This is a genomic window from Paenarthrobacter sp. CCNWLY172, assembly GCF_037402035.1.
Lineage (GTDB): Bacteria > Actinomycetota > Actinomycetes > Actinomycetales > Micrococcaceae > Arthrobacter.
In genome coordinates this window covers 316,435-331,434 of sequence record NZ_JBBEGB010000006.1, presented here as the reverse complement: position 1 = coordinate 331,434, position 15,000 = coordinate 316,435, and the positions used below count along the sequence as shown (strand labels likewise).

The following is a 15,000-nucleotide window of genomic DNA, read 5'->3' as shown; positions in this document are numbered from 1 at the left end:
GTGGCCAACTCGTCCTCTGGAGAGTCAATCATCCGGCGTCTGGTCCGGCTGGTGGGAGCGTTCGACGACGCCCACCTCACCATGAGCGTCGCCACCCTGGCCAGGCGCTCCGGGCTTCCGGTGACAACCACCTACCGTCTGGTGGACGAACTCTTGAATGAAGGTTTGCTCGAGCGCGGAGCCAACGGCGAGGTGCGGATCGGCACCCGGCTGTGGGAGCTGGTGTCCAGGAGCTCACGCATGGTGGGCCTCCGCGAAGCGGCCTTGCCCTTCATGGAGGATGTGCAGTCAGTGGTCCAGCACTCCACTACTTTGGGAATCCTGGATTCGGACGAAGTCCTGTACATCGAACGGATCGGCTCCAGGGATTCCCTGGTGGACATCACCAAAGTTGCCGGCCGCCTTCCGGTTCATGGAACCTCGTCAGGGCTGGTGCTGCTCGCCTATTCGCCCCCTGCTTACCAGGACCTGTTCCTGGCCCGCACGCTGGAGAAGTTTACCGATGCAACCCTGACCCAGCCCACTGACCTGCGACGTCACCTGGCCAACATCCGGCAACAGGGGTTTACTTCCATGCCCGGAATCATCGTGCCGGAATCCAGCGGAATCGCAGTCCCTGTCTTTGGCCGTGCGAATACGGTGGTCGCCGCCCTGAGCGTCGTGGTCCCCAGAAATGAAGAAAACGTCGCGGCCCGGGTTCCGGTCCTGATGACTGCTGCGCGCGGCATTTCACGGGCGCTCGGCTGGCGGGGCGAGCTCAAGGGCGCTGTCCGGCAAAGCAACGGAAGTATCTGATTCCCGTTCATCGGTAACCCTGTGGTTACACTCACAACCTCGCTGGCAGAGTAAAACCCAGCAGGGCATCACCGCCCAAATCTCCACCTCATCAGGGCCCCTGGGGCTCTGTTCCGTGCTGCCCTGCGTCGTACCTGGGTTTCAGCAGCCGCAACGCCGCGGCAGGAGGAGTTGGTCATGGAAACAGCAAAGCAGGCTGGGCAGGAGTCCGTCAGCGGGAGGGTGGCCGGCAAGGTCGCCGTGGTGACAGGAGGCAGGGGAGACCTTGGCGGTGCCACAGCCCGTCTGCTCGCCCAGCACGGAGCAAGTGTTGCCAGCCTGGACCGGGCGGGAACATCCACCACAGCAAGGCACCCGGGGATCACTGAATACGACGTCGATGTCACCAATGAAGCCAGTGTCGCGCAGGCCGTGCAGCAACTGACCGCTGAGCTCGGCGCACCGGACATCCTGGTCAACGCGGCAGGAATCATCGGCCCGGCAGGTGCCAGCCACACTGCCAGCGTGGACCAGTTCAACCTCGTCTTCGACGTCAATGTCAAAGGCGTGTGGCTCCTGACCAAACACGTTGTCCCGGCCATGATCGCCAAGCAGTCCGGCAGCATCATCAACTTTTCCTCCATCCACGGACTAACCGGCGGGCGCAACGTTCCCCTGTACCACGCCACCAAAGGAGCCGTCCGGCTCTTGAGCAAGTCTGACGCAGCGGCCTATGGCACCTACGGAGTCAGGGTGAACTCCATCCATCCCGGATCCATGAACACGCGGATGAGCAGGCACTCTGCAGAACAGTCGGACATCGGAGCGGAGGCCTACTACCAGCAACTGGTGGGCGGAAACCCGCTCCCGCGCCAAGGTGAACCGGACGAGATCGCCTACGGAGTGCTCTATCTGGCCTCCGATGAGTCCCGTTTCACCACCGGCTCCGAGTTGGTCATCGACGGCGGCTACACGGCCGTCTGACAGCCCCCAATCCATCACGCCCCTTGAGAGGTACCACCATGAAATACCTGAACGGCACACCCTCCACTGCCTACGACGTCGTCGTCGTCGGCTCCGGTGCCGGCGCTTTAACTGCAGCCGCCACGGCCGCGCGTGCCGGCAAGTCCGTCGTCGTGCTTGAAAAGACCCACTTGCTGGGTGGAACAACCGCCGTCTCGGGAGGCATGCTGTGGGTTGCTGACAACCATCATGCCCGCGAAGCCGGGCTGAGCGACTCCAAGGAAGCGGCAGCCCGGTACGTCCGCGCCGTTGCCCGGGGACGGAGCCGCGAAGAACTTCTGGAAGCGGCCCTGACCTACGGCGACACGATGCTTCGCTTCACTGAAGACGAATGCGGAGTCCGGTTGATCTTCCTGGACAACTTCCCGGACTATCGGCAGGACCTGCCCGGTTCCGTGGAAGGCGGCAGGACAGTTGAACCCGAGCTGTTCAACATTCGTGAAGCGCTCGGCGGCCTCGCCGCCCATGTCCGGTCCGATGGCCGGGCCCCGTTCACCATGCAGGAGTACGAGACCTGGGGCGCATTCACCAAGTTCCCGTGGGCGCAACTGAAGCAGCGGCAGGAGCAGGGGCTGGTTGCCAAAGGCCAGGCTCTGGTCTCCATGCTGCTGGCCAGCCTGGTGCGGGATGACGCTGCGCTGGTGGTTGGCGCCCGCGGGCATCGACTGCTGAACGACGGCGGCAGGGTAGTGGGCGTGCAGCTCACGTCAGGCGAAACCTTCCATGCCAACGACGGCGTGGTCCTCGCCACGGGCGGCTTCGAATGGGACAGGGCGCTGGCTGACTCGCTGCTGGCCTCACGCCTGTACATCATGTGCTCGCCGCCATCGAATACCGGCGATGGGCTCAAGATGGCCCAGCGGGTGGGGGCCCACACCCGGGGAACCCGGGAAGCCTGGTGGGCTCCCATGTCCATCACGGGAGACACCCGGGACGGTGAACCGGTTGGTACGCTTCTGCGTTTTGAGCGGCAAGGACCGGGATCGCTCATGGTCAACCGTCATGGCCGGCGGTTTGCCAACGAATCCCAGAACTACAACGACCTCGCCCGGTGCCTCCAATCGTGGGATTCACCCAACAACCAGACCCTGAACACTCCTGCCCATGTGGTGTTCGATCACAGCTACCTGGAGCGCTACGGTATCCTGGCCCACCGGGCGGGCCAACCGACGCCGGCTTACCTGACGGAAGCCCCCACGTTGGCCGAACTGGCCGCGAAGATCGGTGTCCCTGCCGATAACCTCGCGGCCACCGTTGAACGCTTCAACCACTATGCAGTCAAAGGCGAAGACCCGGATTTCGGCCGCGGCGAAAGCGCCTACGACAAGTACTGGGGTGACGACGACTGCCCTTGGCCCAACCCTTCCCTCGGTCCGCTGCAGTCCGGTCCGTTCTACGCGATGGAGGTGGTCAATGGCGCCTTCGGCAGCAACGGAGGTGTTGCCACGGACGCCTTGGCGCGGGTCCTGGACGTCGACGGAGAGCCCATCCCCGGCCTGTACGCCGCCGGAAACACAACGGAGAACGCCTACGCTGCGGGCTACCCTGGGGCCGGTGCCACCCTGGGGCCCATCATGACCATGGGCTACCTGGCAGGACGCACCATTGCAGGCGAGCCGGCGGAGTACACGCCCTCGGCATATAGGGGCGCAGCAGCAGGAGTTGAAGCATGATTCGCCACGTGGTGCTCTTCAAGTTCAAGGCCGGCTTTCCCGAGGCGGACAAGGCTGCCTGGCAGGAGGGCCTGGACAGGATGAAGGGCAATATTCCCGGCCTGCTGGAGCTCACGCACGGGCCGGATGTCCTCCACCAGGATCGGTCCTTCGACTACGCCATTGTGGCTGACTTCAGTACGGTCGAGGACCTCGAGGTCTATACCACGCACCCATTGCACGAGCCGCTGAAGAAGTACTCCTATCCCAACAGCGGGCAGATCATTGCCGTGGATTTCGCGCTCCAGCCTTGAGCCGTGCAGTCGCGCAGTGCTGAGCACGTCAGTGAAAGCACTGGAGTCCAGTCAGGCGATGGCAGCGCCTGCCGTTTCCTTCAAGGTCCGGCGAACGAACTCCGCACTGGGCTCCGCATAAGCGGCAACCGTCCGGCTGAACAGTGCCGAACCTTCGGCCCCGGGCCAGTCCTCCGGCAGAAATGCAGGAGGCAGCCCGGGGTCCAGATACGGGATGATCCGCCAGCGGTCGATGCACTGCACGTAGGTGGAAAAAGCTTCAGCAGAAGGCTCCACCGTCCGCACGGGAGACGCAGGAGCGCCATCAATGGTCGCGCCGGCCGAACCGTGCTCACGGATAAAGTCCCTGTGCAGCGCGGCCACTGCTTCCAGGTCCCACCACTTGGAGGCTGCGTCGCGAAGGCTGCCGCCAACCATGGGTGTTCCCGTGACGAAGATCGTCGCCATGTCCCGGAGCGACAAGTCCATCAGGATTTCCTCCACTTCGCCTCGCAGCGAATCAGGACAGATCCACAAACCCGCTGCCACGGTCCCGCAACCGATCCAGTGGAGCCGACGCCGCAGCTGGTGCCGCTTTTCGCGTTCCGTCTCAGGAATGGAGAAGGAGATCAGGCACCAGGGATCCTCCAGTGACATGCTCCGTGGGTTGTAGATCCGGCGGTCTCCGCGCGCCAACATGGTGGCGGCCCCGTCTGTAAGCGTGAAACCGGGGACCCCTGCGCGCGTCTCCTGAAGCACTACATCCTTTTTACGCAACCGGCCCAAGGCGGTCCGGGTTACTGTTCCTGTCGTGCCCAGGGCCTCCATGAGTGCCACGATGTCCTTGGCGGACATCCATCCGCCGGCGTCGCGCAGGTACAGGCCGATCACGGTACGCAGCAACGACGTTGTACTCCCTGGGCGGGAGTCCATGTCATCGAGGACAGCACTCATTTCCGGCTCACTGCGCTTGGGAGAGTGCGTCGCGGATGGCTGCCACTCCCAGTTCAACTTCGGCAAAGCTTGTGCTCAAGGGGGACAGGCCAATGCGCAGGCCGTGCGGGGGACGGAAATCGGGGATGACACCCTTTTCCCAAAGCCTCGCTGTGACATCTGCGAACAACGGGTGGTCCACGGTGATGTGGGAGCCGCGCTCGGCCACATTCCGGGGGCTCACGATTTCCGCGCCGAGAGGCACCAGGAGCTCCTCTGAGAGTGCGATTGCGTACTCCGTGAGCTTGATGGACTTTTCCCGGACCGCGTCCATCCCTACGGAGGCAATCAGTTCCAGCATGTCTTTCATGGGCTGCATGGCCAGCACGGGAGGAGTTCCCGTGATGAACCTGCGCATCCCTTGCGCGGGGCGGTAGGCGTCCGTCATGCCAAACGGGTTGTCGGCCCCCATCCAACCCCAGATGGGTTGCTGCAAACGGTCCTGCTGGGAAGCGTTGACGTAGGCGAAGGCGGGCGAACCGGGGCCACCATTGAGGTACTTGTAGGTGCAGCCGACTGCGATGTCCACGCCCCACTTGTCCAGCTCCATGGGCACGGAACCTACGGAGTGGCAAAGGTCCCAGAGCATCAGGGCACCTGCTTGATGAACCTTGGCAGTGATGCACTCGGCGTCGGCCAGGAAGCCTGACCGGTACGCAACGTGGCTGAGGACCACTACGGCGGTCCTTTCGCCCAGCAGTCCGTCCAGGTCCTCCGGGCGAACACCGCTGGCGGGGTTCGCAGCGATCCATTTGATAGTCGCCCCACGCTCGGCGGCGATGCCCTCGATGATGAACCGGTCGGTGGGGAAGTTGTCGCGGTCAATGATGATCTCATCCCGCCCCGGTTGGGCATCCACTGCGGCACGGATCATCTTGTAGAGCATCACGGAGGTGGAGTCGCCCACGGTGGTCTGCCCAGCGGCAGCGCCCAGGGTCACCTCGCCGATGCGGTCGCCAACGACCGTCGGCTCATCCATCCATTGCTCGTCCCAACCCCGGATCAGCCGGCTGCCCCAAGCCTCGTGCACAAACGAATCGAGGTTCCCTGCCGTGACTTTCAGCGGGCGGCCCAGTGAGTTGCCATCCAGATATGAGGTGAGTTGGGCGGCGTCGGGCGCGTAGAAGGCCTCGCGCTGGGCGGCGAGGGGATCAGCGGCATCCAGTTCGGCCGACGTTGGCCGTTGGGTTTGCTGTGCTGTGGACATGGTTCCTCCTGCGGAAGTGTTGGGCGGCAATGCTCGATGTTTGCCTGGGTGCTTAGTTGCCGATTTCGGTGCGTACGGCGTAGAGCTCGGGGAAGAAGGTCAGGTCCAAGGCGCGCTTCAGGAAGTCCACGCCCGAGGATCCTCCGGTGCCGACTTTGAAACCGATGGTTCGTTGAACCGTCCGCAAATGGCGGAAGCGCCATGCCTGGAAGTTGTCCTCAATGTCCACCAGGTCCTCGCACGCTTCGTAAAGGCCCCATGGGGTGTCATCGGATTCGTAGATCTTCTGGAAGATGGGGACCAGGTCCTTCCGGAAGGTCCACGGCTCGCTGGTGTCCCGCTCAAGGATGTCGGCGGGAATGTCATAGCCGGCGCGGGACAGCACTGCCAGGAAGGCGTCATACAGCGTGGGCTCCTCCAAGAGCTTGCTGAGCAAAGCGTGGGCCTCGGGTTCGCTTTCGAAAACGCGCAGCATCCCGCGGTTCTTGTTGCCCAGCAGGAACTCGACACCGCGGTACTGATAGGACTGGAAGCCGGACGAGCTGCCCAGGAACCCGCGGAACTGGGCGTATTCACGCGGCGTCAACGTTCCCAGGACCGACCATTGTTCCGTCATGGTGCGCTGGATGGCCTTGACGCGGGCGATGCACTTCAGTGCCTTGCCCAAATTGTCCGCGTCAAACAGCCTGCGGGCTTCCAAAAGTTCGTGAAGGACCAGCTTGAGCCAGAGCTCGCTGGTCTGGTGCTGGATGATGAACAGCAGTTCATCATGGTGTTCCGGCTCACTCAGGGGATGCTGGGAGCTGAGCAGGTGATCGAGGTCCAGATATCCGCCGTAGGACATCGCATGACGGAAATCGGTGCGGACGGTGTCCTCGATGTCCCGGACGCTGTGGGCGGAATGGACTGTGGGCTTTTCCATGGCTTGAGATTATCACTTCCATGACGCACGTCAAGGTATTGATTTCCGGTTCGCAGGGTCCCACCGTCACGTAGGCTGAAGCACGACCATTGGGGAAGGGGAGTGCGGATGGAAAGTGTGGAAAAGACTGCCGCGCCCGTGTCGATCTACCTCGACGTCGACGGCGTGGTGAACCCCTTCAGTCCGGTGGGAACCACTGATTGGGGTGGCGAATGGACCACCGCCGACGCGGGGATCCTGGAGGTTGCCTTCGCGCCGGAACTCGTGGCGGGACTTAATGACCTTGCCCGCCATCCAGCCGCGCGTTTCGTGTGGCTGACCACGTGGGAGCGCCTTGCACCCGAGTTCCTCTGCCCGGCTATCGGCCTCCAGGGGGAGGACTGGCCGGTACTGTCCAGCCAGGGCTGGGACCAAGGCCCGGAGTGGTGGAAACTTCTCGCCCTCCAAAAGGACCTGGCGGCTACGGGGAGCCGGCGGATCGTGTGGCTGGACGACCAGCTCAGCCGGGAATCCGACGCCCGCTCCTGGGCTGAATACCAACAGGACCGTGTGCTTTGCATCTCACCCGATCCCCGCAAGGGACTGTCCCCGAGCCACCTTGCAGCAGTAAGGGAGTATCTGGGCTGAGGGGAAGGCCGTGTACGTTTGTCCGCTCACTGGATGCCACGTAAGATTCTTAAGGTTTCAAGCCCGCCAGAGTGAATTCCGCAAGCCCGGTCAGTTGAACACTTGCTGAACTATGCTGTGGATGGCAGGTACGGGGAAGTGAAACTGCTGAACGTCGACGACTCTGCAGATTGGGCAACAGGTGGATATCACCTTCATGGTCGCGCTGGTAATAGCGTTGGCCCTTTTCTTTGACTTCACCAACGGGTTTCACGACACAGCGAATGCGATGGCCACGCCTATCGCCACGGGGGCGATCAAGCCCAAGACGGCCGTTGCCTTGGCCGCTGTGCTCAACCTCGTCGGCGCGTTCCTCTCCACGGAAGTGGCCAAGACCATTTCCGGTGGACTGATCCGGGAAGGCTCGGATGGTATCCACATCACTCCGGACATCATCTTTGCCGGACTCATGGGCGCAGTTCTCTGGAACATGGTCACGTGGCTCAAGGGCCTGCCATCGAGCTCCTCCCATGCCTTGTTCGGCGGCCTTATTGGCGCGGCAGTGGTGGGCATCGGGCTCCATTCCATCAACTTCGAGACCGTGCTGCAGAAGGTGATCCTGCCCGCGATCTTCGCGCCGCTGATCGCCGGCCTGGTGGCTTACATCTGCACCCGCCTCGCCTACGCACTGACCTCGCGCCACGATCCCGAAACCGGCGACAAGCTGACGCAGAAACGCGGCGGCTTCCGTACGGGACAGATCTTCACGTCCAGCCTGGTGGCGCTCGCGCACGGCACCAACGACGCCCAGAAGACCATGGGCATCATCACCTTGGTTCTTATCGCCGGTGGAACCCAGGCTCCGGGCAGCGGTCCGCAGTTCTGGGTAATCGCGGCCTGTGCCTTCGCCATCGCCATCGGAACCTACGCGGGCGGCTGGCGGATCATCCGCACCATGGGTTCCGGCCTGACCGAGGTCAAGCCCGCCCAGGGTTTCTCTGCCGAAACCAGCACGGCTTCGGCCATCCTCGCTTCGTCCCACCTCGGCTTCGCCCTGTCCACCACACAAGTCGCTTCGGGATCGGTCATCGGCTCGGGCCTGGGCCGTAAGGGCACCTCGGTTCGTTGGGGTACCGCAGGCAAGATCGCGTTGGGCTGGCTCTTTACCCTCCCGGCCTCGGCCATTGTCGGTGCACTGACGGCGCTCTTGGTGAGCATCGGCGTCGTGGGCGTCATTATCGCGGCAGTTGTTGGAACAGCAGCGGTGCTCTTCATGTTTGTTGTCTCGCGCAAATCGCATGTGGGCCACCACAACGCCGTCGAGGTTGAAGAAGCCGGCCATGCCGTCCGGTTCCGCAAGAAGAAGAAGACCCGTAAGACCACCCAGAATGAGGATGTGCGGCGATGAAATGGTTGGAATTGCTGCAGGTAGGAGGAGTCACCCTCGTGGCGGCCGTGACTTTGGTGGTCCTTTACTCCCTGGGGGTCCGCCTCACGGCCATCGCCGGTGACGCCCAGCAGAAGTCGCCTGTCCTGGTCCGGTCCCTGGCCTACGTTTGCTTCGGCGTGTGCGCCGCGGCCGTCCTGTTCGGGATCTACCTGATTGTTCCCTACTTCGGAAAGTAGCAGCCTCTCTGGCAGTCGGGGGCTTTCGGGAGAATAATCAGCAGTGTAGTTATGCACATAACTGCGTGGTTGTGATCCGGCAGATGCGGGGCTGTCATGAATTGCCCATCCCGAAGCCATCTCATCCGACTGGCTCTGGTTCCGGCCTTGATGCTGGGCCTCTCCGCGTGCCTTCCGCCCGCAGCTGAGGGCGGCGGATCATCGCCTCCGGTTTCCAACCCCTCCACTGCCGCCACCACTGGGCAACCAGTACCAAGCACGATCGCTCCTACAGCCACCCAACCGGTTGGTCCGGCAGGCCCCGGGGCGCCACAGGCGGATGCTCCAGTGGTTCGCTGGGTCCCCATCGGACCGATTGGCCCGAACGATCCCACCTCCGGCCAGCGATATCTTTTGCTCCAGCAGTTCCAATGCGATGCCTTGGTCCAGAGCGTGGAGGGTGCCGACGACGCGGCAGTCTGGCTGGCCGGCGCCGCCGTGTGCAAGGCACTTCAGAGCGGGAGTCAGCAGGATTGGCAGCGGGCTTCCATTGCAGTTGCTGCCACGCCGCGGATACCGCAAACCCAGTGCCTTGAATTCCGGGTCGCCGCCACTTCGGCGTCGCTGCTCGCCCAACACCGCAGCAATCCCGACGCTGTCTTCATCGTGGAGCCGGGACAGGGCGAAGCATGCCCGAGGCAGTTGGTTGGATTGACCGTGGTTGACGAAGAGCTCAGGCCGATCCCGGGGCTGGCACGCGCCTCCGGGCCCAGCAGTGGTGGCACGATTGTTCGCTTGGACGGCTACTACGTCCGGGTGGGCGATGTCCTGTTCGACGGCGTTCCCGTGGACGCTGAGTTTGTTGGCGCCAGGGACGACTACCAGCCCGTCTATCTCCGGATGCCCTCGTCAGCCGGCCGGGACTCGATCCGGATCTCCATCACGGACACCGTGGATATTGCCGGAACGGTGACCTTCTTCTACGACGACCACGGTACCGCCACAGGCTCCGTGCCACCCCCGGAGACCGCAAGCCCGGGCACAGGTTTGCCCGGCCAGAGTCCCTCCGCCACTCCACCCCCAACTGCGCCGCCGCCAGGCGCTGCCTCCCCAACGGCTGCCCCGTGAGCGATACACCGGATACCGAAGAAGGAGTCAACAACACACGCTGGCAGCGGACCCTCGAAGTCCTCTCGGTCATCGGCCCGCCGTTGACCATCGTCACGGCGCTGCTGGTCTATTTCGGTTGGGCCCGCACTGACGCGCAGGCCAAAGCCATGGGCCTCGATGTCAGCCTGTTCGGTTACACAGTCCAGGACTTTGTCCTGAGGAGTATCCAGTCGCTTTTCCAGCCGTTGGCATGGCTCGTGGTCATCGGTTTGCTGTGGTTCATGCTGGACCGCGCAGTATCGCGGCTTCTTGAAGCCGGGCGGCACAGAAAAGCCGTCCATCTGACCGCCACCCTTGTGATGTTGCTCGGCTTTGCCTATGCCGCGGCCATGTGGCTGGCCGTTTCCGCACGTCCCGGCCAGATCGTGCTGTACGCGCCCTTCCTGATCGCCGGGGGATTGGTGGTGGGGGCCTGGGGCCTGAGTGTGCGACGCCGGGCCGTTGAGCGCGGCCACCCTGCGCAGAGGACCACCCCAAGGGCCCTCGAGAGGTCCCTGGTGTTCGTGCTGGTCACGCTGCTGCTGTTTTGGGGTACGTCGGATTACGCGCAGGCACTGGGGCGCGGTGCTGCCCTCGACTACCAGGAACGTTCCAGCCTTTTGCCCACGGCGGTGGTCTACAGCAAGGAACGTCTTGCGGTCGGTGCCCCGAACGTCCGCGAGGAGTCTGCGGGCTCGGATACGGCGCCCCTGTATCGGTACACCGGGCTGCGGTTGCTGGTGGTCAGCGGCGGACGGATTTTCCTGCTCAACGAAGGCTGGTCCCTCGAGCGGGGCCGTGTGGTGGTGCTGCAGGACGACGGCAGTGTCCGCGTGGAGTATGGGAACCCCGCGTCGGACTGACTAGTCTGGGCCCATGTCGACGTTTCAGTACTACGTAGCTTGCACCATCGACGGCTTCATAGCCTCCCCGGACGACGACCTCGGCTGGCTCCTGCAGTTCGACCGGGTTGAGGGTGTGAACCAAGGCATTGAGTCCTTCATGGCGGGCGTCGGGTGCATCGTCATGGGCGGGGACACCTACCGCTGGCTGATGGAACACGAGCCCGGCCAATGGCCCTATCCGGACACTCCCTGCTGGGTGTTCACCCACCATGAGTACTCGGCTCCAGCCGGAGCGGACATCACCTTCGTCCGCGGAGACGTCCGCGAGTTCGCCCCGGACCTGCTCAAAGACGCTGGAGACAAGAACGTCTGGTTGGTGGGCGGAGGCGACCTCGTGGCCCAGTTCGCCAATGCCGGGCTGCTGGACGAGATGATCGTCACGATCGTTCCCGTGGTGCTGGGCGCGGGGAAGCGGCTGTTGCCGCTGAAAGGCCCGACGGCGCCACTTGAGCTGGTCTCGCACAAGATCATCGGCGGGGCCGCGGCCGAGCTTCACTACAGGCTGCCCAAGGGATCGGATTAGGTGGTCAGTGCCGGTTGTCCCGGATCATATTGGTGATCCGGGCGGTCGAAAGCCGCCGGCCCTTGTCATCGGTCATCACGATCTCATGGGTAGCAAGTGTGCCTCCCAGGTGAATCGCCGTGCACGTGCCCGTCACCAGGCCGCTGGCAACTGAACGGTGGTGTGTTGCGCCCACTTCGATGCCCACGGCATGGCGGCCCCGGCCGGCATGGAGGGACGCCGCGAACGATCCCAAGGTCTCGGCGAGGACAACGTGGGCCCCGCCGTGAAGGATGCCCGCTACCTGCGTGTTTCCTTCCACCGGCATGGTGGCGACCATTCGTTCAGCACTCATTTCCGTGAACCGGATCCCGAGCTTCACCACCAGTGCACCCACACCGTGTGCCGAGAGCCAATCGTGGAATTCTTCGGGCACCCCTGCCTCGGCGAGCTCATCGGCAAAGGGGTTCGGCGTGAAATTGTCCATCATGCCAACTAGGCTGGCACCTGTGAGTGAAACAACCAAACCGGACCAGGTTCCAACGGCCCAAGCTGCTGCCATTGCGACAGCCCCCACCCCCTCTGCCACAGTATCGGCCAGCACCGCGGGGGAGGGCCGGCCCAGGCTGTTGGTCCTTGACGGCCACTCCATGGCGTTCCGGGCTTTCTATGCGCTTCCGGCCGAGAATTTCTCCACTGCCAGGGGCCAGTACACCAACGCAGTCCATGGCTTCACCTCCATGTTGATCAACCTGATCAAGGACCAGAAGCCCACGCACGTCGCCGTAGCTTTTGACGTCTCTGACGACACCACGTTCCGCAAGGCCGAGTACAGCGAGTACAAGGGCGGGCGCAACGCGACGCCTGCAGAGTTCGCGGGCCAGATCGGTCTCATCGCCAAGGTCATGGAGGCCTGGGGCATCAAAACGATCGCCATGCCCGGATACGAGGCAGACGATGTCCTGGCCACGCTGGCCGCGCAGGGCGACGCCGCAGGCTTCGAAGTCCTTCTCGTTTCCGGCGACAGGGATGCGTTCCAGCTGATCAACGACAACGTCTTTGTGCTCTACCCCAAGCAGGGCGTGAGCAACATTCCCAGGATGGACGCTGCGGCGATTGAAGAGAAGTACTTCGTCAAGCCCGGCCTGTACTCGGACCTCGCCGCCCTCGTTGGCGAGACCGCTGACAACCTGCCCGGCGTCCCGGGCGTTGGCCCCAAGACAGCTGCAAAGTGGATCAACCTGTACGGCGGCCTCGAAGGCATCCTGGAAAACCTTGACTCCATCGGCGGCAAGGTGGGCGGTGCGCTGAAGGAGAACCTGGAGAACGTCAAGCGGAACCGCCGGCTGAACCAGTTGCTGACCGACCTCGACCTTCCCCTCACCTTGGCTGACTTGCACGAGCCACGTCCGGATCGCCAGGCGATCGAGGAACTCTTCGAGGAACTCGAGTTCAGGACCCTCCGTACGCGGCTGTTCGATCTCTACGGTGATGACACCGCAGGAGAGGCTCCGGACACCATTGAGGCCCCGGACTATTCGGTCCTCACGGACGCCGCGGGACTTGAGTCGTTCTTCGCCGCCGGATCCGGTGTGCGTTCGGCACTTGCAGTGCAGCTTGTCCCCGGACGCATCGGTGATGATGCGGGTGCCCTTGCTGTTGTCAGGAACAACGGAGCGGCCTATGTCGAACTGACGGGGCTGGACGCCGCAGCTGAGTCGGTCTTGGCCCGCTGGCTCAAGGACCCCGAAGAAGCCAAGGTGCTGCACGAGTTCAAGTCGGCACTCAAAGCTCTTCATAACCGTGGCCTCGGCCTGGAAGGCGTGGTGGATGACACCTCCATCTCCGGCTACCTGATCCAGCCGGACCGCCGCAGCTACGATCTCGCAGAACTCGCGCAAGTGCATCTGAAGATCTCACTTACCGCAGCCGCTGCCCAGTCCGGGCAGCTGGAGCTCGACCTCTCAGGTGAAACAGACCAAGCCGCCGCCGCAGCGCTCGTCCAGCATGCCGCCGTCGTACATTCCCTCAGCAAGCACTTCGAAACGGAACTGTCGGACATCAAGGCTGATGCCCTGTTGACCACGCTGGAACTTCCCGTTGCACGCGTGCTGGCGCAGATGGAACTCACAGGAATCTTTGTGTCCACGGACCGCATGGACGAGCAACTCGCGGACCTCACCAAGGTGATCGAGAACGCCCAGGAGCAGGCGTTCGCGGCGATCGGACACGAGGTCAACCTCGGATCACCCAAACAGCTCCAGACTGTTCTCTTCGAGGAACTCGGGCTGCCCAAGACCAAGAAGATCAAGTCCGGCTACACCACCGATGCCGCGTCCCTGAAGGGCCTGCTGGAAAAGACCGGCCACGAGTTCCTGGTCCAGCTCATGGCCCACCGTGAGTCCTCCAAGTTGGCCCAGATGGTGGAGACGCTCAAGAAGTCGGTCGCGGAGGATGGCCGTATCCACACCACGTACGCCCAGAACATCGCAGCCACCGGCCGCATCTCCTCCAACAATCCCAACCTGCAGAACATCCCGGTCCGCAGCGAAGAAGGCCGGCGCGTCCGCGGAATTTTTGTGGTCAGCGAAGGCTACGAGTGCCTGTTGTCGGCAGACTACTCGCAGATCGAAATGCGCATCATGGCGCACCTTTCCGGTGACGAAGCCCTGATCCAGGCGTACCGCGACGGAGAAGACCTGCACCGTTTCGTGGGTTCGCGGATCTTCAATGTAGACCCGTCCGAAGTCACCAGCGCCATGCGATCCAAAGTGAAGGCGATGTCTTATGGCCTCGCGTATGGACTCACGTCCTTCGGACTCTCCAAGCAGTTGGAGATCTCCGTGGACGAGGCACGGACTCTCATGAAGGACTACTTCGACCGCTTCGGCGGCGTGCGCGACTACCTGCGTGGTGTCGTCGACCAAGCACGGACTGACGGCTACACGGCCACCATCGAAGGCCGCCGCCGCTACCTCCCTGACCTGACCAGTACCAACCGCCAGGCGAGGGAAGCGGCAGAACGCATCGCCCTCAACTCGCCCATCCAGGGCTCCGCGGCAGACCTCATCAAGCGCGCCATGCTTGGCGTGTCCGCCGAGCTCGCCAGCCAGGGCCTGAAGTCACGGATGCTGCTGCAGGTCCACGACGAACTCGTACTGGAAGTGGCACCGGGAGAGCGCGAAGTCGTGGAGAAACTGGTCATCGAGCAGATGGGATCAGCTGCCGAGCTGTCCGTTCCCCTCGATGTCCAGATCGGCGTTGGCTCCAGCTGGTACGAGGCCGGACACTAGTCCGGTCCCGGAATTCCGGGTATCAACGCAGGACGCGCCGCCGGGATGGTGGCGCGACCTGCGGCGTCTGGCTAGG

15 protein-coding genes are annotated in these 15,000 nt (G+C 63.3%); 11 read left to right on the top strand and 4 right to left on the bottom strand.

Annotation, left to right across the window (positions count from 1 at the left end):
* The 4 genes from WBN73_RS12095 (at nt 1) to WBN73_RS12080 (ending at nt 3,763) form a co-directional block, all read left to right on the top strand.
* On the top strand, nt 1-795 hold the full coding sequence (locus WBN73_RS12095; protein WP_207597399.1) for an IclR family transcriptional regulator: 795 nt from the start codon (nt 1-3) through the stop codon (nt 793-795).
* A 177-nt stretch (nt 796-972) separates the two neighbouring features.
* Nucleotides 973-1,758: an SDR family NAD(P)-dependent oxidoreductase gene (locus WBN73_RS12090; RefSeq protein ID WP_280627905.1), complete on the top strand. Its 786-nt coding sequence runs from the start codon at nt 973-975 to the stop codon at nt 1,756-1,758.
* Nucleotides 1,759-1,796: 38 nt separating this feature from the next.
* Nucleotides 1,797-3,470: an FAD-dependent oxidoreductase gene (locus WBN73_RS12085; protein ID WP_207597401.1), complete on the top strand. Its 1,674-nt coding sequence runs from the start codon at nt 1,797-1,799 to the stop codon at nt 3,468-3,470.
* Nucleotides 3,467-3,763 (top strand): Dabb family protein, encoded by a 297-nt coding sequence (locus WBN73_RS12080; protein WP_207597402.1) that lies wholly within the window; start codon nt 3,467-3,469, stop codon nt 3,761-3,763. The genes WBN73_RS12085 and WBN73_RS12080 overlap by 4 nt, the downstream gene beginning before the upstream one ends.
* A gap of 51 nt (nt 3,764-3,814) precedes the next feature.
* Here WBN73_RS12080 and WBN73_RS12075 read toward each other — a convergent pair whose 3' ends face one another.
* From WBN73_RS12075 to kynA, 3 genes are read right to left on the bottom strand one after another with little or no spacing between them, the layout of a single operon-like run.
* The gene (locus WBN73_RS12075) at nt 3,815-4,696 is read right to left on the bottom strand and encodes a PaaX family transcriptional regulator (protein ID WP_207597403.1); all 882 of its coding nucleotides are present in this window, start codon (nt 4,694-4,696) and stop codon (nt 3,815-3,817) included.
* A 7-nt stretch (nt 4,697-4,703) separates the two neighbouring features.
* Nucleotides 4,704-5,942, bottom strand: coding sequence for a kynureninase (locus WBN73_RS12070; protein ID WP_337340355.1), 1,239 nt, complete (start codon nt 5,940-5,942; stop codon nt 4,704-4,706).
* Nucleotides 5,943-5,994: 52 nt separating this feature from the next.
* The gene (gene kynA, locus WBN73_RS12065; RefSeq protein ID WP_207593486.1) at nt 5,995-6,864 is read right to left on the bottom strand and encodes a tryptophan 2,3-dioxygenase; all 870 of its coding nucleotides are present in this window, start codon (nt 6,862-6,864) and stop codon (nt 5,995-5,997) included.
* A gap of 108 nt (nt 6,865-6,972) precedes the next feature.
* Here kynA and WBN73_RS12060 point away from each other — a divergent pair, with 108 nt between their 5' ends.
* From WBN73_RS12060 to WBN73_RS12035, 6 genes are all read left to right on the top strand, one after another.
* Nucleotides 6,973-7,491 carry an HAD domain-containing protein gene (locus tag WBN73_RS12060; protein WP_337340354.1) on the top strand — a complete coding sequence of 173 codons (519 nt, stop codon included), beginning with the start codon at nt 6,973-6,975 and terminating at the stop codon, nt 7,489-7,491.
* 181 nt (nt 7,492-7,672) lie between these two features.
* On the top strand, nt 7,673-8,878 hold the full coding sequence (locus WBN73_RS12055; protein ID WP_207593488.1) for an inorganic phosphate transporter: 1,206 nt from the start codon (nt 7,673-7,675) through the stop codon (nt 8,876-8,878).
* Complete coding sequence (locus WBN73_RS12050) at nt 8,875-9,096, top strand: hypothetical protein (protein WP_089595031.1); 222 nt, start codon at nt 8,875-8,877, stop codon at nt 9,094-9,096. Before WBN73_RS12055 ends, WBN73_RS12050 begins: the two co-directional genes overlap by 4 nt.
* Before the next feature lie 327 nt (nt 9,097-9,423).
* Nucleotides 9,424-10,203 (top strand): hypothetical protein, encoded by a 780-nt coding sequence (locus tag WBN73_RS12045; protein WP_337340353.1) that lies wholly within the window; start codon nt 9,424-9,426, stop codon nt 10,201-10,203.
* Nucleotides 10,200-11,087 (top strand): hypothetical protein, encoded by an 888-nt coding sequence (locus WBN73_RS12040; RefSeq protein ID WP_242703301.1) that lies wholly within the window; start codon nt 10,200-10,202, stop codon nt 11,085-11,087. Before WBN73_RS12045 ends, WBN73_RS12040 begins: the two co-directional genes overlap by 4 nt.
* 13 nt (nt 11,088-11,100) lie before the next feature.
* Nucleotides 11,101-11,652 (top strand): dihydrofolate reductase family protein, encoded by a 552-nt coding sequence (locus WBN73_RS12035; protein WP_207593490.1) that lies wholly within the window; start codon nt 11,101-11,103, stop codon nt 11,650-11,652.
* Nucleotides 11,653-11,656: 4 nt separating this feature from the next.
* On the opposite strand, the gene WBN73_RS12030 is transcribed toward WBN73_RS12035, so the two are convergent.
* Nucleotides 11,657-12,121, bottom strand: a complete 465-nt coding sequence (locus WBN73_RS12030; protein ID WP_280627914.1) for a hotdog fold thioesterase — start codon at nt 12,119-12,121, stop codon at nt 11,657-11,659.
* Nucleotides 12,122-12,281: 160 nt separating this feature from the next.
* Here WBN73_RS12030 and polA point away from each other — a divergent pair, with 160 nt between their 5' ends.
* Nucleotides 12,282-14,924, top strand: a complete 2,643-nt coding sequence (gene polA / locus WBN73_RS12025) for a DNA polymerase I (RefSeq protein WP_337340373.1) — start codon at nt 12,282-12,284, stop codon at nt 14,922-14,924.
* The last annotated feature ends 76 nt before the right edge of the window (nt 14,925-15,000 follow it).

Coding starts and splice junctions, on each gene's coding strand:
- WBN73_RS12090 (WP_280627905.1), top strand. CDS start 973: ATGGAAACAGCAAAGCAGGCTGGGCAGGAGTCCGTCAGCGGGAGGGTG.
- WBN73_RS12085 (WP_207597401.1), top strand. CDS start 1,797: ATGAAATACCTGAACGGCACACCCTCCACTGCCTACGACGTCGTCGTC.
- WBN73_RS12080 (WP_207597402.1), top strand. CDS start 3,467: ATGATTCGCCACGTGGTGCTCTTCAAGTTCAAGGCCGGCTTTCCCGAG.
- WBN73_RS12075 (WP_207597403.1), bottom strand. CDS start 4,696: ATGAGTGCTGTCCTCGATGACATGGACTCCCGCCCAGGGAGTACAACG.
- WBN73_RS12070 (WP_337340355.1), bottom strand. CDS start 5,942: ATGTCCACAGCACAGCAAACCCAACGGCCAACGTCGGCCGAACTGGAT.
- kynA (WP_207593486.1), bottom strand. CDS start 6,864: ATGGAAAAGCCCACAGTCCATTCCGCCCACAGCGTCCGGGACATCGAG.
- WBN73_RS12060 (WP_337340354.1), top strand. CDS start 6,973: ATGGAAAGTGTGGAAAAGACTGCCGCGCCCGTGTCGATCTACCTCGAC.
- WBN73_RS12050 (WP_089595031.1), top strand. CDS start 8,875: ATGAAATGGTTGGAATTGCTGCAGGTAGGAGGAGTCACCCTCGTGGCG.
- WBN73_RS12035 (WP_207593490.1), top strand. CDS start 11,101: ATGTCGACGTTTCAGTACTACGTAGCTTGCACCATCGACGGCTTCATA.
- WBN73_RS12030 (WP_280627914.1), bottom strand. CDS start 12,121: ATGATGGACAATTTCACGCCGAACCCCTTTGCCGATGAGCTCGCCGAG.
- polA (WP_337340373.1), top strand. CDS start 12,282: ATGGCGTTCCGGGCTTTCTATGCGCTTCCGGCCGAGAATTTCTCCACT.